At 58.5% G+C, this 17,205-nt stretch carries 13 protein-coding genes; 3 read left to right on the top strand and 10 right to left on the bottom strand.

What is annotated here, in order from left to right; all coding sequences use genetic code 11:
* Positions 1 to 53: 53 nt before the first annotated feature.
* Positions 54 to 1,088 carry a LacI family DNA-binding transcriptional regulator gene (locus TSACC_RS19195; RefSeq protein WP_169809712.1) on the top strand — a complete coding sequence of 345 codons (1,035 nt, stop codon included), beginning with the start codon at positions 54 to 56 and terminating at the stop codon, positions 1,086 to 1,088.
* A gap of 136 nt (positions 1,089 to 1,224) precedes the next feature.
* Here TSACC_RS19195 and TSACC_RS21985 read toward each other — a convergent pair whose 3' ends face one another.
* The 10 genes from TSACC_RS21985 to TSACC_RS19150 form a co-directional block, all read right to left on the bottom strand.
* Positions 1,225 to 1,395: a hypothetical protein gene (locus TSACC_RS21985; RefSeq protein WP_153811536.1), complete on the bottom strand. Its 171-nt coding sequence runs from the start codon at positions 1,393 to 1,395 to the stop codon at positions 1,225 to 1,227.
* 76 nt (positions 1,396 to 1,471) lie between these two features.
* The gene (locus TSACC_RS21980; protein WP_153811535.1) at positions 1,472 to 1,645 is read right to left on the bottom strand and encodes a hypothetical protein; all 174 of its coding nucleotides are present in this window, start codon (positions 1,643 to 1,645) and stop codon (positions 1,472 to 1,474) included.
* Between the two features lie 573 nt (positions 1,646 to 2,218).
* The gene (vccA, locus tag TSACC_RS19185; protein ID WP_169809711.1) at positions 2,219 to 5,701 is read right to left on the bottom strand and encodes a Verru_Chthon cassette protein A; all 3,483 of its coding nucleotides are present in this window, start codon (positions 5,699 to 5,701) and stop codon (positions 2,219 to 2,221) included.
* A 38-nt stretch (positions 5,702 to 5,739) separates the two neighbouring features.
* Positions 5,740 to 6,345: a Verru_Chthon cassette protein D gene (vccD, locus tag TSACC_RS19180; RefSeq protein ID WP_237764032.1), complete on the bottom strand. Its 606-nt coding sequence runs from the start codon at positions 6,343 to 6,345 to the stop codon at positions 5,740 to 5,742.
* Positions 6,342 to 7,319, bottom strand: a complete 978-nt coding sequence (locus TSACC_RS19175; RefSeq protein WP_075081074.1) for a hypothetical protein — start codon at positions 7,317 to 7,319, stop codon at positions 6,342 to 6,344. The genes vccD and TSACC_RS19175 overlap by 4 nt, the downstream gene beginning before the upstream one ends.
* Before the next feature lie 16 nt (positions 7,320 to 7,335).
* Positions 7,336 to 7,809, bottom strand: a complete 474-nt coding sequence (gene vccB, locus TSACC_RS19170) for a Verru_Chthon cassette protein B (RefSeq protein WP_075081073.1) — start codon at positions 7,807 to 7,809, stop codon at positions 7,336 to 7,338.
* Positions 7,810 to 7,942: 133 nt separating this feature from the next.
* On the bottom strand, positions 7,943 to 8,995 hold the full coding sequence (locus TSACC_RS19165) for a LacI family DNA-binding transcriptional regulator (protein WP_075081072.1): 1,053 nt from the start codon (positions 8,993 to 8,995) through the stop codon (positions 7,943 to 7,945).
* 105 nt (positions 8,996 to 9,100) lie between these two features.
* The gene (locus tag TSACC_RS19160; protein ID WP_153811534.1) at positions 9,101 to 9,625 is read right to left on the bottom strand and encodes a hypothetical protein; all 525 of its coding nucleotides are present in this window, start codon (positions 9,623 to 9,625) and stop codon (positions 9,101 to 9,103) included.
* A 58-nt stretch (positions 9,626 to 9,683) separates the two neighbouring features.
* On the bottom strand, positions 9,684 to 10,841 hold the full coding sequence (locus TSACC_RS19155; protein ID WP_075081070.1) for a glycoside hydrolase family 5 protein: 1,158 nt from the start codon (positions 10,839 to 10,841) through the stop codon (positions 9,684 to 9,686).
* Between the two features lie 229 nt (positions 10,842 to 11,070).
* Positions 11,071 to 12,402 carry an SGNH/GDSL hydrolase family protein gene (locus tag TSACC_RS19150; protein WP_075081069.1) on the bottom strand — a complete coding sequence of 444 codons (1,332 nt, stop codon included), beginning with the start codon at positions 12,400 to 12,402 and terminating at the stop codon, positions 11,071 to 11,073.
* 150 nt (positions 12,403 to 12,552) lie between these two features.
* Between TSACC_RS19150 and TSACC_RS19145 the strand changes: the two genes are divergently transcribed.
* Together TSACC_RS19145 and TSACC_RS19140 are read left to right on the top strand one after the other, a co-directional pair.
* The gene (locus tag TSACC_RS19145; RefSeq protein ID WP_075081068.1) at positions 12,553 to 13,926 is read left to right on the top strand and encodes an autotransporter-associated beta strand repeat-containing protein; all 1,374 of its coding nucleotides are present in this window, start codon (positions 12,553 to 12,555) and stop codon (positions 13,924 to 13,926) included.
* Between the two features lie 141 nt (positions 13,927 to 14,067).
* Positions 14,068 to 17,184, top strand: coding sequence for an alpha-mannosidase (locus TSACC_RS19140; protein WP_075081067.1), 3,117 nt, complete (start codon positions 14,068 to 14,070; stop codon positions 17,182 to 17,184).
* Positions 17,185 to 17,205 lie beyond the last annotated feature (21 nt).

Raw genomic sequence — 17,205 nt, 5'->3', positions numbered from 1 at the left:
GTTTTTGGTCTTGGAGTGCAACGGGTCTTTACGCTAACAGTTAGCACATGCGCGTGAGCCTGAGACAGATCGCCCGACAGGCGGGTGTGAGTGTGTATACCGTGTCGAAGGCCTTGCGAGGTCCGACAGGGGTGAACCAGGAAACCCGCAAACGCATCCTCACGATCGCTAAGAAACTCGGATATGTGCGCGATCCCAGCCTATCCAACGCCCTGGCCTATGCCCGACGACCGGACAAGCCCATCTACCGCGAGACCCTGGCCTTTCTCGCCGATCTACCCCAGGATCGATATGCCTCCATGCCGTGGCTAAAGGAGATCTGCGACGGCGCCTCACAGCGCGCGCGGGAACTTGGGTATACGCTCGACTGCTTCTCGTACCCCTCCACGGAAAGGGACCAGCAAGCCCTCTCCCGGCAGATCCTGGCGCGAGGCATCCGCGGTTTGATCATCTCGCCCGGCATTACCACCATACCGTTTCACCTAAAGTTTGACTGGTCAAAGTTTGCAGCCGTTGAGATTGGCCAGACCCTCGTTGATTCCAAGCTGACTAATATCACACGCGACTCCGTCGAGGACTTCCACGCCATGTTCGTGGAACTCCTAATTCGCGGCTACAAGCGCATCGGACTCGCTGTGTCCAACCGCGAGGAGATGAGACACGGCTGGGTAATTCTTTCCGCCTATCTCACGTTCCAGTATCGGCATCCGAAAATCACACACCTCCCTCCCCTATCGAATTTCTCGTCTAGCAACTTGGAAAAGTGGCTCAAAAGAAGCCGACCCGACGTAGTCGTAACCAATGGACAATGGCTTCAAACCGGGCCATATAAGCTGGACAACTCCATTGATGTCTGCCGCATCGATGCCTTTGGGGGTACTGACTCGGGACTACGACCGGACTACTCCAACATGGGCTGGACGGCAGTGAATGCGCTCGCACTCAATCTCCAGCACCGCGAAATCCATATAACAACTCGCTCCCAGTCCATAACCATACCAAATGCATGGAGGGAAGGCTCATGCCTTAGGTTCCGTCCCCTCGATTCCCCAGCAATGCCTCTCTCGCTTCACGAGCAGAGCAACTAGGCGACGAGCCTCCAGGCCCTCTTTAAGAGGAGGAATTTCACCCAAAACCAGCCAACATAATAGCATTATTCAATTTTGCAACGTCAACACCTATGCTGTGATACCAGCCAAATAGCTCCGGCTGGAACTTATTGGCTTATCTAAAGATGAATTCCTCTGCATTGGCTGCTCCATGGAGATAGGTGCGGACGACCTTGAGCCACCGGCAGATGGTTGACTCGAAAACTCCGAGGCGGCGCACAACGTCGCGTTGCGGAATTCCGTCGAGATAGACGAGACGCCCCAGCGCGGCGTGTCCGCGTGGCAATACCCTCTGACGAGCGGCCCGACGCAGGATCCGGTGGGCAAGAGAAAAGATCTCATCGCCGCTCAGATCACTGACCTCACTGCCAGAAGCTCTCGGAATGATTCACCAGCAGCTTCACAACATTCACGCCGCCCTGGGCGAAGATGAATACGATGCCGAGACCCTGCTCCAGGAGCTGGGTCGGCTCACCGCCATCGCGGTCGCGGCCAGCGCGGATTTCATCCTTCGCGAAATCAACAACGACTGACATGACCTGCCAGAAGTGGACATCCGAACAGGTGGAGAAGCTTTTACATTTCCACCAGCAAGGTCATGAAATCAGGGACATCGCAAGGTTGGTGGCCCGCACGGAAATGGCGTGCCGGCTCAAGCTTCACGCCCTGGGCCGATCCAGCCAGCGCCAGCTTCCCTCGGACGACAACGTCTTGGATCTCAGAGAAAACCCACCCGCTCCGGACTCCGAGTCCGAGCCTACGCCTCGCGACTCCTTTCTGCCGGCGCAGGCAGCCCGCGGCGAGAGTTCGCGCTCCCAGCGGTGGTGATTATCGTGGTGGAACTCCTAACCCCACAGAGGCTCCATGAAGCACAGCACGCAGTTTCCGCGACTGCGTTGGTTGTGTGGAAGTGCCCACCAAGTCGTAAGCGAGCTAATTGCGAGTACAAACACCGACTCCGGCTACCGCGAATGGTATGCTGAAAGCTTCATTTTAGTTCGCTTCCGGAAATAGGCGATGCAACTGCACCGGGTTTCGGTCAAACCGGAGGCTAATGCGAATTCCGTTCCAGATATGGACGAGAAACTTTTCGAAGCCATCTTCTGCTATCAGGGGGCGAAGCTTGTTTGCTCGACGATCCTCCAGCGGTAGTAGCCTTCCAGTGAGGGATTCGAGGTATCGGTCGCGGCGTCCGGCAGATTGGTATCGGCGGGGTTGAGATAGCGCTCGATCGTGGTCGATCCGCGATACTCGCCGGTGACGACGCCGAGAGATTCATTCCAGACGGCGGGGTTGGTGGAGCGATTGTTCAGCGATTGAGTTGTGTAGTAGACGCGGAAGGTATTCGACTTGGTGGTGACTCGCGGGTAGATCGTGGCGTAGGGACGCTCGCGGAGGTTGTCACCCACGTAGGTGAAGTTGTCTCCGTACCACGCCGTTCTCGCCGCAGAGTCGGATGTCCACGATGAACCGGACGGGACAAGGAAGATGTCGCAGATTTCCGTGGCGGAGCGGAAGATGTCGCCTTGTGAAAAACGCTCTTTGAACTGACGCAGGGTTCCGTCCGTGTCATTGAGGTTCAGTGATGATCGCGCAGAGCCTGAAATTACGCGGGTGTAGGCACCGGAAACCTTGCCGATCTGAGCGACCTTCTCGGGACTGAGGACGGCGCGGAGAGCGGTGTTGCGAGTGATATAGGTAAAGGGCAGGATCTGGTAATTCATATTGACCTTTCCTGCGGTGGAGAAGGGTTCGCTGATAGCGTAGGGTTCGGCGACGGGCATCCAGAAGAGATCGAGCAGATAGTGATCCCTGGGGTCATCCGATCCGGGATGCCCTGTTGGCCCGGGGCGGAAAAGCAGGGTCTGCCAGGGTTTCATTGACAGGACCCCCGTCGGGAGCGAGCCGAACATCGCAGGCGATGGCACCTGGCGATTGGCGGAAAAGAACGAGGCTCCAATGGCGGTTTCGCCGTAGTCCGTTTTGAAATACGGGTCTTCTGTACCGGCATTATAGATTGTTCCCTCATCCGGTTTGTTGATGAAGGGGCCATCGAGCCGTCTTCCAAATCCATTATCCCAGTCGCCCGGAATATTCGATGATCCACCCACGAATGCCCCCTGCACGGTGGCAGGGACAAAGGGCTTCCGGTTCTGGAGAAGAGCGGGATCGTATAGTGTGCCACGGATGGAGCCGCTAAACTCCAGCACCGGGGTGTCAAAGCCGAAACCCTGGGCCTGGGTTCCTGCGGATGGGTGACGGACAAACACTGACGATGGGACGTTGGTTCTGGCCAGGAGACGGTAGTCACCGCTTGCTTTGGAGGGTACAACACCGAAGACGACATCAGCGGGATCAATAAGCGTGGTCGGGAAGTTGTTTGATAAGGCAGAGCCCTTCCCAAACCGATCGTTGAGGTCACTGAGGTTAACGCCAAACTGCCGAAAAACTGGCAATGATGGAATCGGCAGCGTCGAGTAGCTCGGAAAGTCGATGTCGTAGGTTGAAACGAGATTCGATTTCTCGTCGTAGAGCTGGATGGTCAGCTTGCCGCCGGAGAAATCCATGGAACCCGGTCCTGTTGGGATCTCAAGGATCTTGCTGTAGAAGGGAAACTCCGCATAGGCTCCCGATTTCGGCGGCGAATTGGGGCCGAACTTGCGGAGAAGAACCCGCCAGTCGAGAGGCCCCCCGTAGGCGCGCGAGTGAAGGGGAGGCGTCGTAAAAAATAGCGGGATCGATGCACTTCCCGGCATGGCCATCGATTGGTTGTTAAGTTTAAAGGAATTGAGCCCCGAAACGGTAATGTTCGCATTGGGGTAGTGACTGCTCCATCCGAAATTGGGATCGAAGAAGTTCATGACCAGGAAGGCCTGAACGGCCCGCGTGGAGTTTGCCGGGGTGAAACCGGGGAGGGATCCAGTATAGCCCACCGTCCCTGCCTGGCTAGAAAGGACCGGGGTGGCGCTTGTCGAGCCGTTGGATCCCTCCCCCACGGCGACGAATACAAGCGCCACCTCGGTAATGCGATAAAATCGTCCAAAACCTTGCGTACCCCAGCTGGTTGAAATGCTCGGCGTCACCTCGCCAAGTCCGTAGGTTTCGTTTGAGGCGGCGCTAGGCGAGCGGGTAGCGTATTGATAGGTTTCGCTTAATGTCGAATCCCTCAGGTTCATGCAACGGATGTAGTCGAAAATCTCGGTGAGAATCTGCCGGGTTTCAGCCTGCCCGTATTTGTCGACGAAGCTTTTGCCGACGCCGGGTACATTGCGCTGGGTGGAGCGATCGAGATAGTTCAGAAGCTCCTGATTACGATTGAGGGAAATATCAACAGTGGTGCTGCGGGGATTGAGACGGGTGAAATAATACGGCTTGCCATTGATGGTGGAGGCAAAGGCGATGAGACGATCGACGGGAGTTCGATAGCTGTCGCTGGAGTTTTCCGAGACGGGCCAGGTGGCAATGCGGGGCTGGCCGAAGAGATTCAGCTCTGGCGCGCGGCTGGTGGCGGTGAGGAAAAACTTCCCCACCTCGGTCTGGGAAAGCGTCAATCCCGAACTGGTACGCGCGGGGCTGAAAAGCATCTCTCCCGTACCGGAATAAAAGCGACCAGATTTCGCGGTGACGGGATTGGAGGAGGCCGTCGTTGTAGCTGTGCCTTGCTTGGAGCCGTAGTCGTCATTGTAGCGAGGAAGCAATTTGAAGAGATTCGATGTCTGCCCCATGGCCGAGGGGTAGGTCCCGAGATCGACACCCAGAGCCGTAAAGACTGCCTTGAGCGAAGTGGTGGCCGGGTGACCGGGATAGCGATTGAATTCCCGGGCCATGGGCTGGCTGTTTGCCAGTTTGTGTTCGTCCGGGGCGTCAACATGGGGAGTGTCCCAGAAGGTCCCATCACCGGCAGTATTGACGTTGATCTTGCAGCTTTCGTCATCGGTCCAGAAGGCAGTGCGTCCCACGATGGGATTGTCCGCGCTTGGCTTCACGTTGGAGTTGGCAAAGGTGGCTATTTGTCCCGAGCCGCCATTGTCGGGCGCGATGATTTCGCCATTGCGGAGAACATAAAGCCATCGCACTGGCATGGGAACAGGCTGACTGCTGGAAGAGCCCGGCGGATTTGTCAGGGCAAAACCATCGAGGTTGAGGAGGCCGGAGCCTGTCGGAGATCTCGGATCGAGAATGGGATAGCTTAGGGAGGACGTGCCGGTGCGCACTGCCGGGGCATTGAGGTCCACCCAAATCGCGGGAGCAGAAGCCCAGTTGGCAGAGGGAACATCGGTCGCCAGGGCGTTGTAGTTGGAGGCAGTCAACGATGATGCCGAGTAGAGCCGATAGATGGTGTCGAGCGAGCCGTCGGACTTGAAGGTGCGGATGGCGCCGGGCTGAGACGCCCACACGGAACCCGCAGGAAGCTGGGTGGCGAGATTGATCTGTCCCTGGACGATATTGACTGTGTTGTCGGCGATCTGCCGGGTGGTCGCGGTGGCGCCATAGCTTGCGGCTGCGCTGCGATTGGACCCGGCGCGATTGAGAAAGCCGATGGCAAGGGCGGCGATGAGAGCCACCATGGCGAGCACAATCACCAACGCCACGCCGCGTTGCCTGGATCTTGCTAATGTCGGGAGGATCATTATGGCCGGTAGGTGCTGGGAGTTCCTGTCATGGGGTTGATCTGGATGATCGCGTAGTTGCGGGGCAGCGATGTCTCCTTGGCATTTCGCGTCGGCAATACGGTCATGTAAGCCGTCTGCATATCCACGTAGGGAGAGAGCAGGCCCGAGGGAAAGATCTGAAAGGCGGCGTAGGAACTGCCAGAAAGGGGCGAGCCGGAGGGGATCGAGTTGGTAAAGCCGCATTTGGCGAAAAGACGGGACGCCGCAGTGGCGTCTTCAGAAATGCAGATCGCCGTCGGAAGCATTTCCGCGCGTGTCAGCGGGCGAGCCTGCGCGGCATTGGCGCCACTCGGCGGGTCCATCTGCCAGAGTTGAATGGCACTGACCCCGGTGGCGGATTGCGCGGGAACCTTGATGAGACGGACCTCAACGGGCCGATTCCTGGAGGAGGCGAGCTGGCGGGCGAGTTGGATCTGGCTTTCCACGAGTTGGGCTCCGCGGGTCACGTTTGTATTCTCGATCAGCGAGGAGACGGCTGGAACGGTGAGCGCCATGAGGATGCTAATGATGGCGATGACGACCAGGAGCTCGACGATCGAAAAGGCGCGGGGGCGAAAAATCACGGGCTCCATTTCGACTCCTTCATGACGACCGAGAGCGTGAAAATCTGAAAGGCAATGTTTTTGGCGGTTAACTTTTGCGCAACTTCGTCGAGATCGTGCTGAAACTGGGAAGCTTGGGTAAACTTCCCCGCCAGCGCGCTCTCGATTTCTGTTGGTGCAGACGATGATCGCGTGTCGATGCGCGCGGCAGAGGCTTCGCTGATGGCGATGAGAGTTATCTGAACCGTGGGCGGCAGCTGGTTGGCGGTGGAGGGCTGCGGCTTGGCTGCGGCGTTTTCGCGGGAGTTGTACTGGTAGTCTGAGGAAAGAGTCGTTCCAGTGGGATCATCCCCGGCGGAAAGGCGGGGCCAGACAATCATCGCAATGATGTTCTCAGTCACCGGAAGTTCCGTCGTCAAGGCCGACTGTATCCACGCTGGGTTGGAGACTGTCTTATCATCAAAGACCCGGAGACTCTCGGCAGGCTGGAGGCTCTGCATGAGCCGATAGCGCCATCTCGGGGCAGACGCCGACGTCGCCCGAAAGGCGTCGTCATTGCCATAGACCACACGGTATCCGCAGGCGTTCAGGAGGCCAGATGCAGATTGATAGGATGGTGATAAGGAAAACCCATCGGGCGCCTGAAAGAACACCTCCTGACCGCTGCTGGGATCCTTTGTGTTTTGACGCACAACAAAATGCAGATCGGACTGCCGCAAATAGCGAGTGGGCGATGTAGGGCTGTCGTAGTCCCAATAGGGATTGAGGATGGCCTGCGCGAGATGACGGGTGACAAGGTCGAAGGCCGAACGAGCCGCGGTAAACGCATCCGCCTGGGCGGTCGACTGCCGAATCGTCGATGTGGTCTGGCTCAATACGCTCGCGATCAGCGTAAGGAGCAGAACGAGCACCGTCGTCGCCACCAGCATCTCCAGAATGGTGAAAGCCCTTCTGAAGCGGCTGCGAGAAGACAGCGCAAATGGTGCAGTAGCCATACGGCAGGGTGGAGAACTACTGGTTCGATTGCCGCGCGGCGAACAGCGAAAAAACGAAGGTTTTTCGGGCGGCGGCTGCCGCTGTCGCGGGATAGGAAAGCGTCACCTTGATATTTTGGGCCGAGGTGGCGTTAAAGGTATTTCCTCCCACGGAGCCATTGGTCAGATCAAATTTGGCCTGATAGTATCCGCTACCGGCGTCCGTCTTCACTCCATCCTTGGTAAAGTAATATGTCGCCGAGTTCAGGTTTTGAACGTTGAAGGAGGCTTGGGGGTTAAATGATATCTGCTGAAGCTCTCCTCGGATATACTGGGAGATATTGGCGACGGCGGTCTGCGTGCTGGATTCGCGGAGGCTGTTGAGTCCCACCGGAAGGAGGCCGAGCGTTGCAATGAGGGCAAACGAGGTGATACCGATGGCGAGCACGATTTCCACCAGGCTAAAGCCGCAGGCGCGCGAGCGAATTGCGTTGGGGAGGAGTGTTCTCATGAGGGTCTCATACGTAATAAATACGCCCGATCCTGGTTAACAACCGGCGGTTTATGCATGTCGTTGCGTAAAAGAGGGTCACGGGCTGCTGGATTACCACGCAATGTTCGACGGGAGAACTCGCAGAAGGCGTTCAGAGTCCCTGCTGGCAAAGAGTACTCCCGGGGACCCATTCGCCGTCGATGAGGATGGTTTTGGGATAGCGGGGCTTTCCGCGCTCGTTTAGCATCAGCTGATCGACAACGAGCTGGACAGCTGCGGCTCCGACCATTTCGTGCTGCTGGTATATCCCGCTCCAGCCGGCAGGCTCTTTTTCGCGCTCCCAGGCCAGACTGGCCAGGCCGACATCCTGAGGCACACTCACTCCGGCGTCCTGAAGCCAGCTCAGGATGTCGTCTGAGATGCAGATGATCGCATCCGGTTTCGCCTTCTTGTACCAGCTGAGGAAATTTTCACGGTTCCAATCCTTCAGCGCGCTGGGGGTGAACCGCGCGATCTGATTAACCTTCGGCTGAGTGTCCCGGTAGAGGCAAAACGCCGCGCTAAAGGCTCCCTGCGTGTATCGATCGGCCCGGGCAGGAATGGCCAGGCCGATTCGTTTGTAACGGAGGTGGTTGAGGTTGCGGAGGATCTTTTGGGTATTCAGATAGTGGTTCGACCCAGCCTCGGAAAAGCGCGGCTGAACCATGCGAAAATCGTGGGTGGCGACGGCAAAACGATCCCAGTCCAGATGGAAGCGAACATAGGGATTCTCAAACATGGCAAAAACGATCCCCTGAACGCCCCGGGCCAGCAGGATCTCCGTGCACCGCCTGCTGCTCAGGTAGACGCCGTTCTCCTTGATCGGCACGGGATCGACCTGAAAGCCGAGTTCGTCGGCCCGCTTGCAGGCGCCGTTGTAGGAGATTTCCCTCTGCGGAACGATCGCGAAATATTCGTTGAGGGGAATCGGGGTGATGTAGGCCAGGATCGCTTTTGTGTGTTTGCGATTGGGACGTCGAACATTGAGCATGTTCGCGTTAACGAATGGGTTTGGGCGATAGCCGAGATCCCGCGCCACGCGCATGATTCTCTCGCGGGTCTCCGAGGGAATGGTGGGATCATTGCGCAAAGCTCGGCTGACAGTCGATCCGGAAACTCTTGCGGCCTCAGCAATGTCTTTCTGGGTAGGGGTATTCGAGGGCATGCGGCGGTCTCAAGCCTGGGAGGCAGGAAAAAATACCGCACCGTGGAACGCCTCGCAAGAGTTCCACAGCCGAAATGGAAAGTTATTTCCTTTTGGAAAGGATGGTCAGGGCGCCGGGACGATATCGATTTTGCGTATCTCGTAATGCCCTTCAGGAAACTCCAGACCGAGCCCATTGATACGATCAGCGTCCCAAGCCGAAATGTCCGGCGCAGGAAGGGTGATCGCAGTCCAGGCATTAGCCTCGACATCCACGGAGGCCATTGTCTGCTCCGAGAATATCGCTGGCTCAGCCACGCCTCTCCAGGAGGCCTTTACCGTGACGTTTTGGGCGTTGTCCAGCATTCGAAACTCGACCCGGATGGCATAGTTCCCCCAAGACTCGACAGCTCCACGAGGTATCTGGGTATGGTTGGCGAACCACCACATGATTCCAGACTTCCAGGCGGTGACCGTGAGATTAATCGGTGCTTCACCCTGCCGCGGCTCGACGCTTGCCTTCCCAAACGTGCCGCAGCCTCCCTTGTATTTTGAGGTCACGGTCGGTGGAAACAACTCAACAATAGGCTCCTCGCAGCGCGCGATCATTGGCAGCAGCAGGACAAGGAACAATACGCGATATTTTTTCATTTCGATAAGGATTCGGGGAGCTGGCATCGATAAAGAGCAGTCGGCGCCGTTATTTTGACTATTTAGCTGCGGCTGCCCCGGCAGGCTCCGGAAATGGACTGGCCAGGATGCGGGCCGCCGGGATCCAGATGTCGCTGTAGGCGCAGGAATCATACTGGCGCGGAGGGCCCATGCCGACTTTGTCCACTTCATTGTAGGAGTTGCGGGGATTGTCCTCGAGCTTGCCAAGCGCCCATATCATCCAGCCGACGTTCTCCTTGGCAAAGACAGTCACCATGCCCGTCTCAAATTCCCGGCATACGGTCTCGCTCTTGTTCCAATGCGTGGCGCCGAATTCCGTGCAAAGCACGGGGACATTATGTTTATCCCGGAACGCGGTGATGTTCTTTTCAACCTTCCACGGGTGATCATCCTCGGGATAATCGTGGAAGGCAAAAACGACGTTGTTGTAAGGCGCATCGACGGTAGAGGCAGTTTCTCCCCAGGTTTTTTCCATCGAACGGGAGTGGGACCAGTTGTTATTTCCAAGGAGAACGATGTGCTTTTTGTCCACCTCACGAATCGCTTTCAGGCAGCGGGTCAAGGCGTCTCGCGCGGCCTGCGGGGTGATATCGTGCGGCTCATTCATCAGTTCGTACCCGAGCACATAAGGGTTGTCGCGGTAGTGCGTGGCGACCGCCACCCATCCGTCGATCCACTTTTGGATGGTGGCTTCATCCCAGATCTTTGCGTTCTGCTTCTCGCGAGCGGTGGCTTCATCGATCGGCGCGCTCAGGTACTCGTGATCATCCAGGATCACATACATCTTGTGCCTGCGTGCCGCCTCAACGACAGGATCGATGAAATCTCGGATGTGGGCCTCGACATCGATAGGCCGGTCCTTCTTGCCATTGAAGTTGAGAAGGTAAAAGGAAAGCCTCACCGTATTGAGGTGCCGGTCCTTGCAAAACTTCATCACCGCGTCGTCCTGGGCTTTGATGATGACATCTCGGCAATAGCCGATCCCAACCGGGATGAATGGTTTTTCTCCCCCTTCGCTGAGCGGAGAGGTAACGATCTGATCGCCCTTTACTTTCAGCCATATGGCGTCTTCAGCGGGAGAAGGTGTAGCGACTGGTGCAGCAACCGGCTTCGTTTGTGCCGTGGCAGGTGCGGCGGCAAGGCAAAGCAGGGCAAGGAAACGAGGGAGGAGGCGCTTGAGATGGGATCGGATCATGGCGGAACTGGTGTACGGCTTGAGTGTCGAAGCAGTCGGATTATTCAGGTGGGATAACTGGGGAAGTCCTGAGAGCTCATCTCGCCATGCAGGCGGACGAGTGGAACTCAGGGAGCTTGTTCTTGGCTGCGGTGTGAACGTGGCTCATGGATTTGACGGCAGCAACACGCACCTTACGCATGTCGTTGCATGATCTCGCCAATCCTCCGCTCGGGAGCGAACTCATATTTTATCGGGCCGCGGTCTTTTCCGGGGCGGGACTGGAGACAGGCACTAGCTCGTAGCGATGAGGAACGGGAACCGCCATCTGGCGCTGGATGGAGCGCGCCGACTCCGCGGCGTCATCGAGCGAGCCCATAAGCCGCTCGAGGTTGCCCTTGATCGGCTCTTCACTATTGGCATAGGGAACCTGGAAGGTGTTGCGGCGGGTTTGAACCAGCGCAGTGCGCTTCAAGGTCAGATCGTGAACCTTTTCCGCCTGGGCGATCATCGGAGTGGGGAGCTTGGCGAGGTTGATACCCTCGGAAAGCTGGGCACTGGTGAACTCGCCCATTGTCTGGCCATCGATGAGGAGGCGGTAAGCGGGACCATCGGCACCGGTGACGCGAAGCGTCTGCTGATCGAGCAAACCGTCGAAGTCGATGCAGCGGAGCACGAGCGCCGTTTCCGGGTTCTCACGGTCCACCGGCATGGGAAGGGCATCATCGAGCTGGGTCCATGAAATCTTGCCATCCGCGATGGCGAGATCCGTCGCTTTGGTGTTGGCTGCGGCGGTAAACTTGCGGTTCGCCACGTCGATGCCGACATCGGTGACGAGAGACGGAGCGTTCCAGGCGCGAAGCAGTTCGAAAGCCATCGCAAGCTGCCCTGCCTTGAGGGGGTGGATGTGGTCGGGAATGATTTTCTCGGAAACGGGAGCATCGAGTGATTTTGCCTTTTCCAGCAGCGCGACCATGGGGGCGTTCAGGTCGATGACGGTCTGGTTGTTATCCTCGGCGATCTTTTGCACCGCATCACCGAAGCGAATGAGGACGGGATTGTAGCCGCCCGCAACCTTGCCATCGAGACCGCGGGTGACTTCGTCGTAGGGAGTGGGACGAAGCAGCGTGATACGAATGTCAGGGAAACGCTCCCTCGCCTTTTCCACGATGGAAGCCATTCCCGTGCGATAGGCGTCGAAAAGCTGCTGGTCAAAGGGGCGATACCGTCCGTCGTTCATCCCGAGCATCACGGTCATGACGGTGGGCTTGTAAACGAAGACGTCGCGCTCCAGGCGGGTATCGATGCTGCCGCTCGTCTTGCCTCCGGCGACGGTATCCCCTCCCCATCCCGAGTGGACGAAAGTGATGTCCATCGTCGGGAAACGAGTAAGAACGTAGGTCTCAACGAAACTCGTATACAGCCGCTGATCCGTGATGCTGTCGCCGTAGAAGACGACGCGATCTCCGTTCTTCAGGAAAAAGCCCTTCTCCGGGTCTGCATGAAGGTTTGAGACGGTGAGGACAGCAGGCAGGGCAAGCGCGATGAGCACGCAGCGCAGGGAGAAGAGTGAGGAGGCCATTTTTCAAAAGGGTAATTTCTCGTTTCCTCCGCGCAATGGGAAGGTCCCGCATCTCGTTGCGGAGATGTGCAATATTGCGTGCATTTACGCAACGTCATGCGTGACAAAATGGTAGTTCGCGTCACGAATGGGGTTAATAGCGGTGGGAGTATGACGAAGCTCCCATCCTCTCTACGCATTCTCCCCCTCACGGCGGCAGTCGTCCTGCCTGCGCTCTTCTCTTCCGCTCAAGCGGCCAACCTCACCTGGGATCCGACCGGAGTGCCCACCAGCCCGGCAGGAGGCAGCGGCACCTGGAATACGACGAGCTCCTTCTGGAGCAACGGTTCGACGGACTCCGTTTGGACCAACGCTAACAATGACAGCGCAATCTTTGGCGGAACAGCAGGTACTGTTACCTTGGGAACGCCAATTACGGTGAACAACCTCACCTTCAATACCAAGGGCTATACTATCACTGGCGGCACGATCACCATCAATGGAACCATCACGGCAGCAGGCGGTGGCAGCAGCAACATATTCTCAACAATCACGGGTTCCAATGGCTTGACCAAAGCCGGGAACGACATTCTCAACCTGAACGGTGCAAATACCTACACGGGCAATACGACCATCGCCTCCGGCTCCCTGTTTACGAAAGCTGCCAATGCGTTGCCTACGAACACGACCGTGATCTTCGGTAGCGACACTGCCTCACTGGTCCTGAAATCGGTTGGGCAAACGGTGGCAGGCATTTCGTCAACTTCGTCCCTGTCCTCTATCACAGTAGACGGCAGCGGTAACTTCGATCCCACTCTGACCATCGACCCCAGCAATGGACCCGGCGGCGGCACTGACTCAACATTTTCGGGTACCATTTCCAATGGTACGTCTGGCAATCACCCGGTTCTCTCGCTAACCAAGGCCGGAGCGCATTCCCTCACGCTCTCCGGAACCAATACCTACACTGGCGTGACGACCGTCTCCGGCGGCACTCTGGCGGTTAACGGCACCCACACCGGCGCTGGAGCCTATGTGATCTCGGGCGGTACGCTGGCCGGTACCGGCAGAATCACCTCCACCACAGGCTTCACCTTCAGCTCCTCCGGTACGCTCAATGCAGGCGCGGCCGGTACGGGCAACATCGGCACGCTGCTCCTCAATGGACCTGTAAGCGCATCGTCCGCATCCACCTTTGTCTTCGATGTCGGCGGAGCGAGCAATACCTACGACATCGTGAAGCTCGCCAGCCTCAACGCCAACAACATCACCCTGAGCCTAACCGACAAGGGCGCCTACACCTGGGTCAACGGGGATGTCCTCCATCTGTTTGAGAATATCTCGGGCGGGAATATCGCCATCTCCGGCACCTTTGCGGACATCCTCCTGCCGACACTCAGCGGCGGCCTGACCTGGGATACCTCGTCGCTTTACACCTCGGGAACCCTCGCAGTGACCGTACCCGAACCGTCCACCATCGGCACCATGATCCTCGGCATGGCGTTGACCGGCGCGATGATCGCCTATCGCCGCCGCCGCGCGTAAGCCCTTCCTGACGTCCTTTGAAACGGGGATGCCGGGGACCAAATAACCGGCATCCCTGCAAGCGGCGGCACCGCCCCGCCAGGCACGACGCTCTGCCCGGGATGAGTCAATTTCTCCCTTCGTCATCTCTCTTTCCAAACTGTGATCTCCTCGCCGCAAACCCTCGCGAAGCTGGCCCGCATCGAAGCCACCTATCGCAATCTGATTCATCGCCCCTCCCGTGAGCTCGAAGGCTCGTTTTTCGAAACCTCCGACCATCTCACTCCTCCGCCTGCGGCTGGCGGGGAACAGACCTGGAACCCGTATCAGGCAGGACAGACCTGGGGATGCGAAGGTGGCAGCGCGTGGTTCCGCACGGAATGGACTGCCGACCGCGACTATGACGGGCCGGTCTATCTCGTGGCTGAAACCGGGGGCTGCGAAAGCCTGCTCTTTGTCAACGGCAAGGCCTGCGGGATCTTTAACCACGCAGACTACAAGTGGCAGCGCGGCGACCACCGGGCTCTGATGATCGCGCAGTCGCCTCGTGCAGGAAAGGTTTTCGAAATCCTGCTGGAAGCCTATGCCGGTCATCCCATCGTGGGCGCACACCCTGGGGATTCCGTGCACACGCAGGATGCCTACCGTCCGCCTTTCATCAGGTGCTTCAAGGGCCTGCATGTCGCCACGCGGGATGAGGAGGTGAAGGACTTTGTCGTCGATTTGCACACGATCCGCACGCTGGCCGAGGCACTCTCCGACCGAAGCTTTCGCAAAGGTCGCCTGCTGGCCGCGCTGGATGAAGTTTACGCCGTCCTGTGGGAAGAACCGGGCGAGGTTTTGGAGGACGATTGGCGGGCAGGAGTACGCCGCGCCCGGGAAATCCTCGCGCCCGAGCTGGCTTGCCGCAACGGGGACGTCGCTCCCCGCGCCGGTTTGATCGGCCACTCGCATATGGATACCGCCTGGCTTTGGACGGTCGCGGAGGCGAAGCGCAAGTGCGCCCGCACCTACTCCAATGTCCTGCGGCTGATGGAGCAGTATCCGGAGTACCGTTTCGTCCAGAGCTCGGCACTGCATGCAGACTTCATGCGCGAGGGGTACCCCGATGTCTTTGAGGGGATCAAGCAGCGCGTCGCGGAAGGTCGCTGGGAACCCAACGGCGGCGTGTGGATCGAGCCCGATGTGAATCTCGCCGGGGGCGAGGCCTTGATCCGCCAGTTCCTCGTCGGACGCCGCTTCACCCGCAAGCATTTCAACTACACCTCCGATACGTTCTGGCTGCCGGACACCTTTGGGTATTCCGCCGCGTTGCCGCAGATTCTCGCCGGTTGCGGTATCCAGTACTTTCTCACGACCAAGCTGACCTGGAACGATACCAACAGCTTTCCCTACGACACCTTCTGGTGGGAGGGTATCGACGGCACACGCGTTTTCACGCACTTCAACGACATTCATTGCGCACCCGACCCCGGGACGTTGATTAACAAACTCGCGGGCACCGGACCGAAGGACTTTCGCAAGACCGAGAACTGCGTACGGCACCCCGATGTGAACCAAGCGCGGCTCATTTCCTTCGGACGCGGCGATGGCGGAGGCGGCCCGGATTTTGAAATGCTCGAGCTAGCGCGGCGGGTGAAGGATCTCGAAGGTTGCCCCCGGGCCGAGTACACTACGGTGAGCGAATTCATGACGCATCTGCGGGATGACAGCCCGCGCGCCCCGCTGTATGTGGGCGAGCTTTACTTTGAAGGCCATCGCGGAACGCTCACCCAGCAAGCGGCCATCAAGCGCCTCGTCCGCGCCGCGGAGTTTGCCCTGCGCAATCTCGATTACTGCGCAGCGCGAGCCAGCCTCGCCGGCCAGGAACCCGATGCTGCGCGTCTCGATGAGCTCTGGCGCGTGCTCCTGCTGAACCAATTCCACGATATTCTGCCAGGAACTTCCATTCCGGCCGTCCACGATCAGGCGATCCGCGAACTCACCTCGTTGGTTGCGGACTGTCGCGCCTACGCAGGCGAACTCCTCAGTACGCTTTCCGACGAAAACTCCGGGACGATCAGCATTCATAATACGCTGGGCTGGACTCGCCGTACGGGATGGATCTCGGCAGACCTCCCCTGCCCGCTTGGTGTCGCCTCACAAATGGTCGAAACACCATGGGGCGAGCGCCGCCGTGTTCTCGGCCGGATCGATCTCCCACCGCTCGGAGCACGCGTCCTTGAGGTCGGATTACCGGAAGAGGATCAGTCACCACCATTCCGCTTTGCCGATGATACGCTGGAGACTCCGCATGCCGTCCTGAAATTTGATCACGCCGGACGCATCGTCTCGTGGCTGGATCGCTCCAGCGGGCGCGAACTGCGCACGGAGGGCAAGAACCCGCTCAATACCCTGGTCTTTGGCGAGGACATCCCGGCTCAATGGGACAACTGGGACATCGATTCCGATCTCGAGCACAAGCTCGCGCCGCTGGATTCGCCCGCCGAGTTATCTCTCGTGGCCTGCGGACCGTTGCAAGCCCGCCTGCGGCGCTCGATCACGCTCGGTCGACGTTCCCGGATCACCCAGGACATCGTCGTCCACGCGCACACCGCGCAAGTAGACTTTGAGACGGTGGTCGATTGGGCCGAGCCCCACCGTTATCTCGGGGTCGAGTTTGAACTGGCTGTTCACTCGCCGAACGCCCGGCACGAGATTCAGTTTGGCCATCTCCAGCGCGGCACTCACCGCAATTTCGCCGAGGATCGCGCGCGCTTCGAGGTCAGTCAGCACAAATGGTCCGATCTTTCGGAATCCGCCTTCGGCGTCGCTTTGCTCAATGATGGAAAATACGGCCTTTCCGTTCTCGGCAGCCGCATTCGCCTGTCGCTCCTGAAGGGTGGCGGACATCCTGATCCGCGCGGTGATGCCGGAGTGCATACCTTTACGTATTCGCTACTGCCTCATGTTAGCGGCTTCTCCGTGGAAGCAGTGGTACGTCCGGCCTACGAGTTGAACACGCCGCTGCTGGCGCATGAGGGCGCGACCCGGATTGCGGAATCGCTGATCGCCGAGCCGCACCCCGATCACATCATCGAAACAGTCAAGGTGGCCGAGTCTGGCGAAGGGATCGTCGTACGTCTCTATGATGCGGCGGGCAGCGCATCGCCCCTGGCGGTCACGCCCAAGTCCGCGCTCGCATTCGCCGGGGATGTGAACCTGCTGGAGGACCCCGTCGCGACAATAGCCTGGCATCGTCCGTTCGGCATCCGTACTGTTTTGCTCAAAGCCAACTGAGCCCGGGCGCGTACCGGAGAT

It is taken from the genome of Terrimicrobium sacchariphilum, from assembly GCF_001613545.1.
Taxonomy (GTDB): Bacteria; Verrucomicrobiota; Verrucomicrobiia; order Chthoniobacterales; family Terrimicrobiaceae; genus Terrimicrobium; species Terrimicrobium sacchariphilum.
This window is presented reverse-complemented; position numbering and strand designations above follow the sequence as displayed.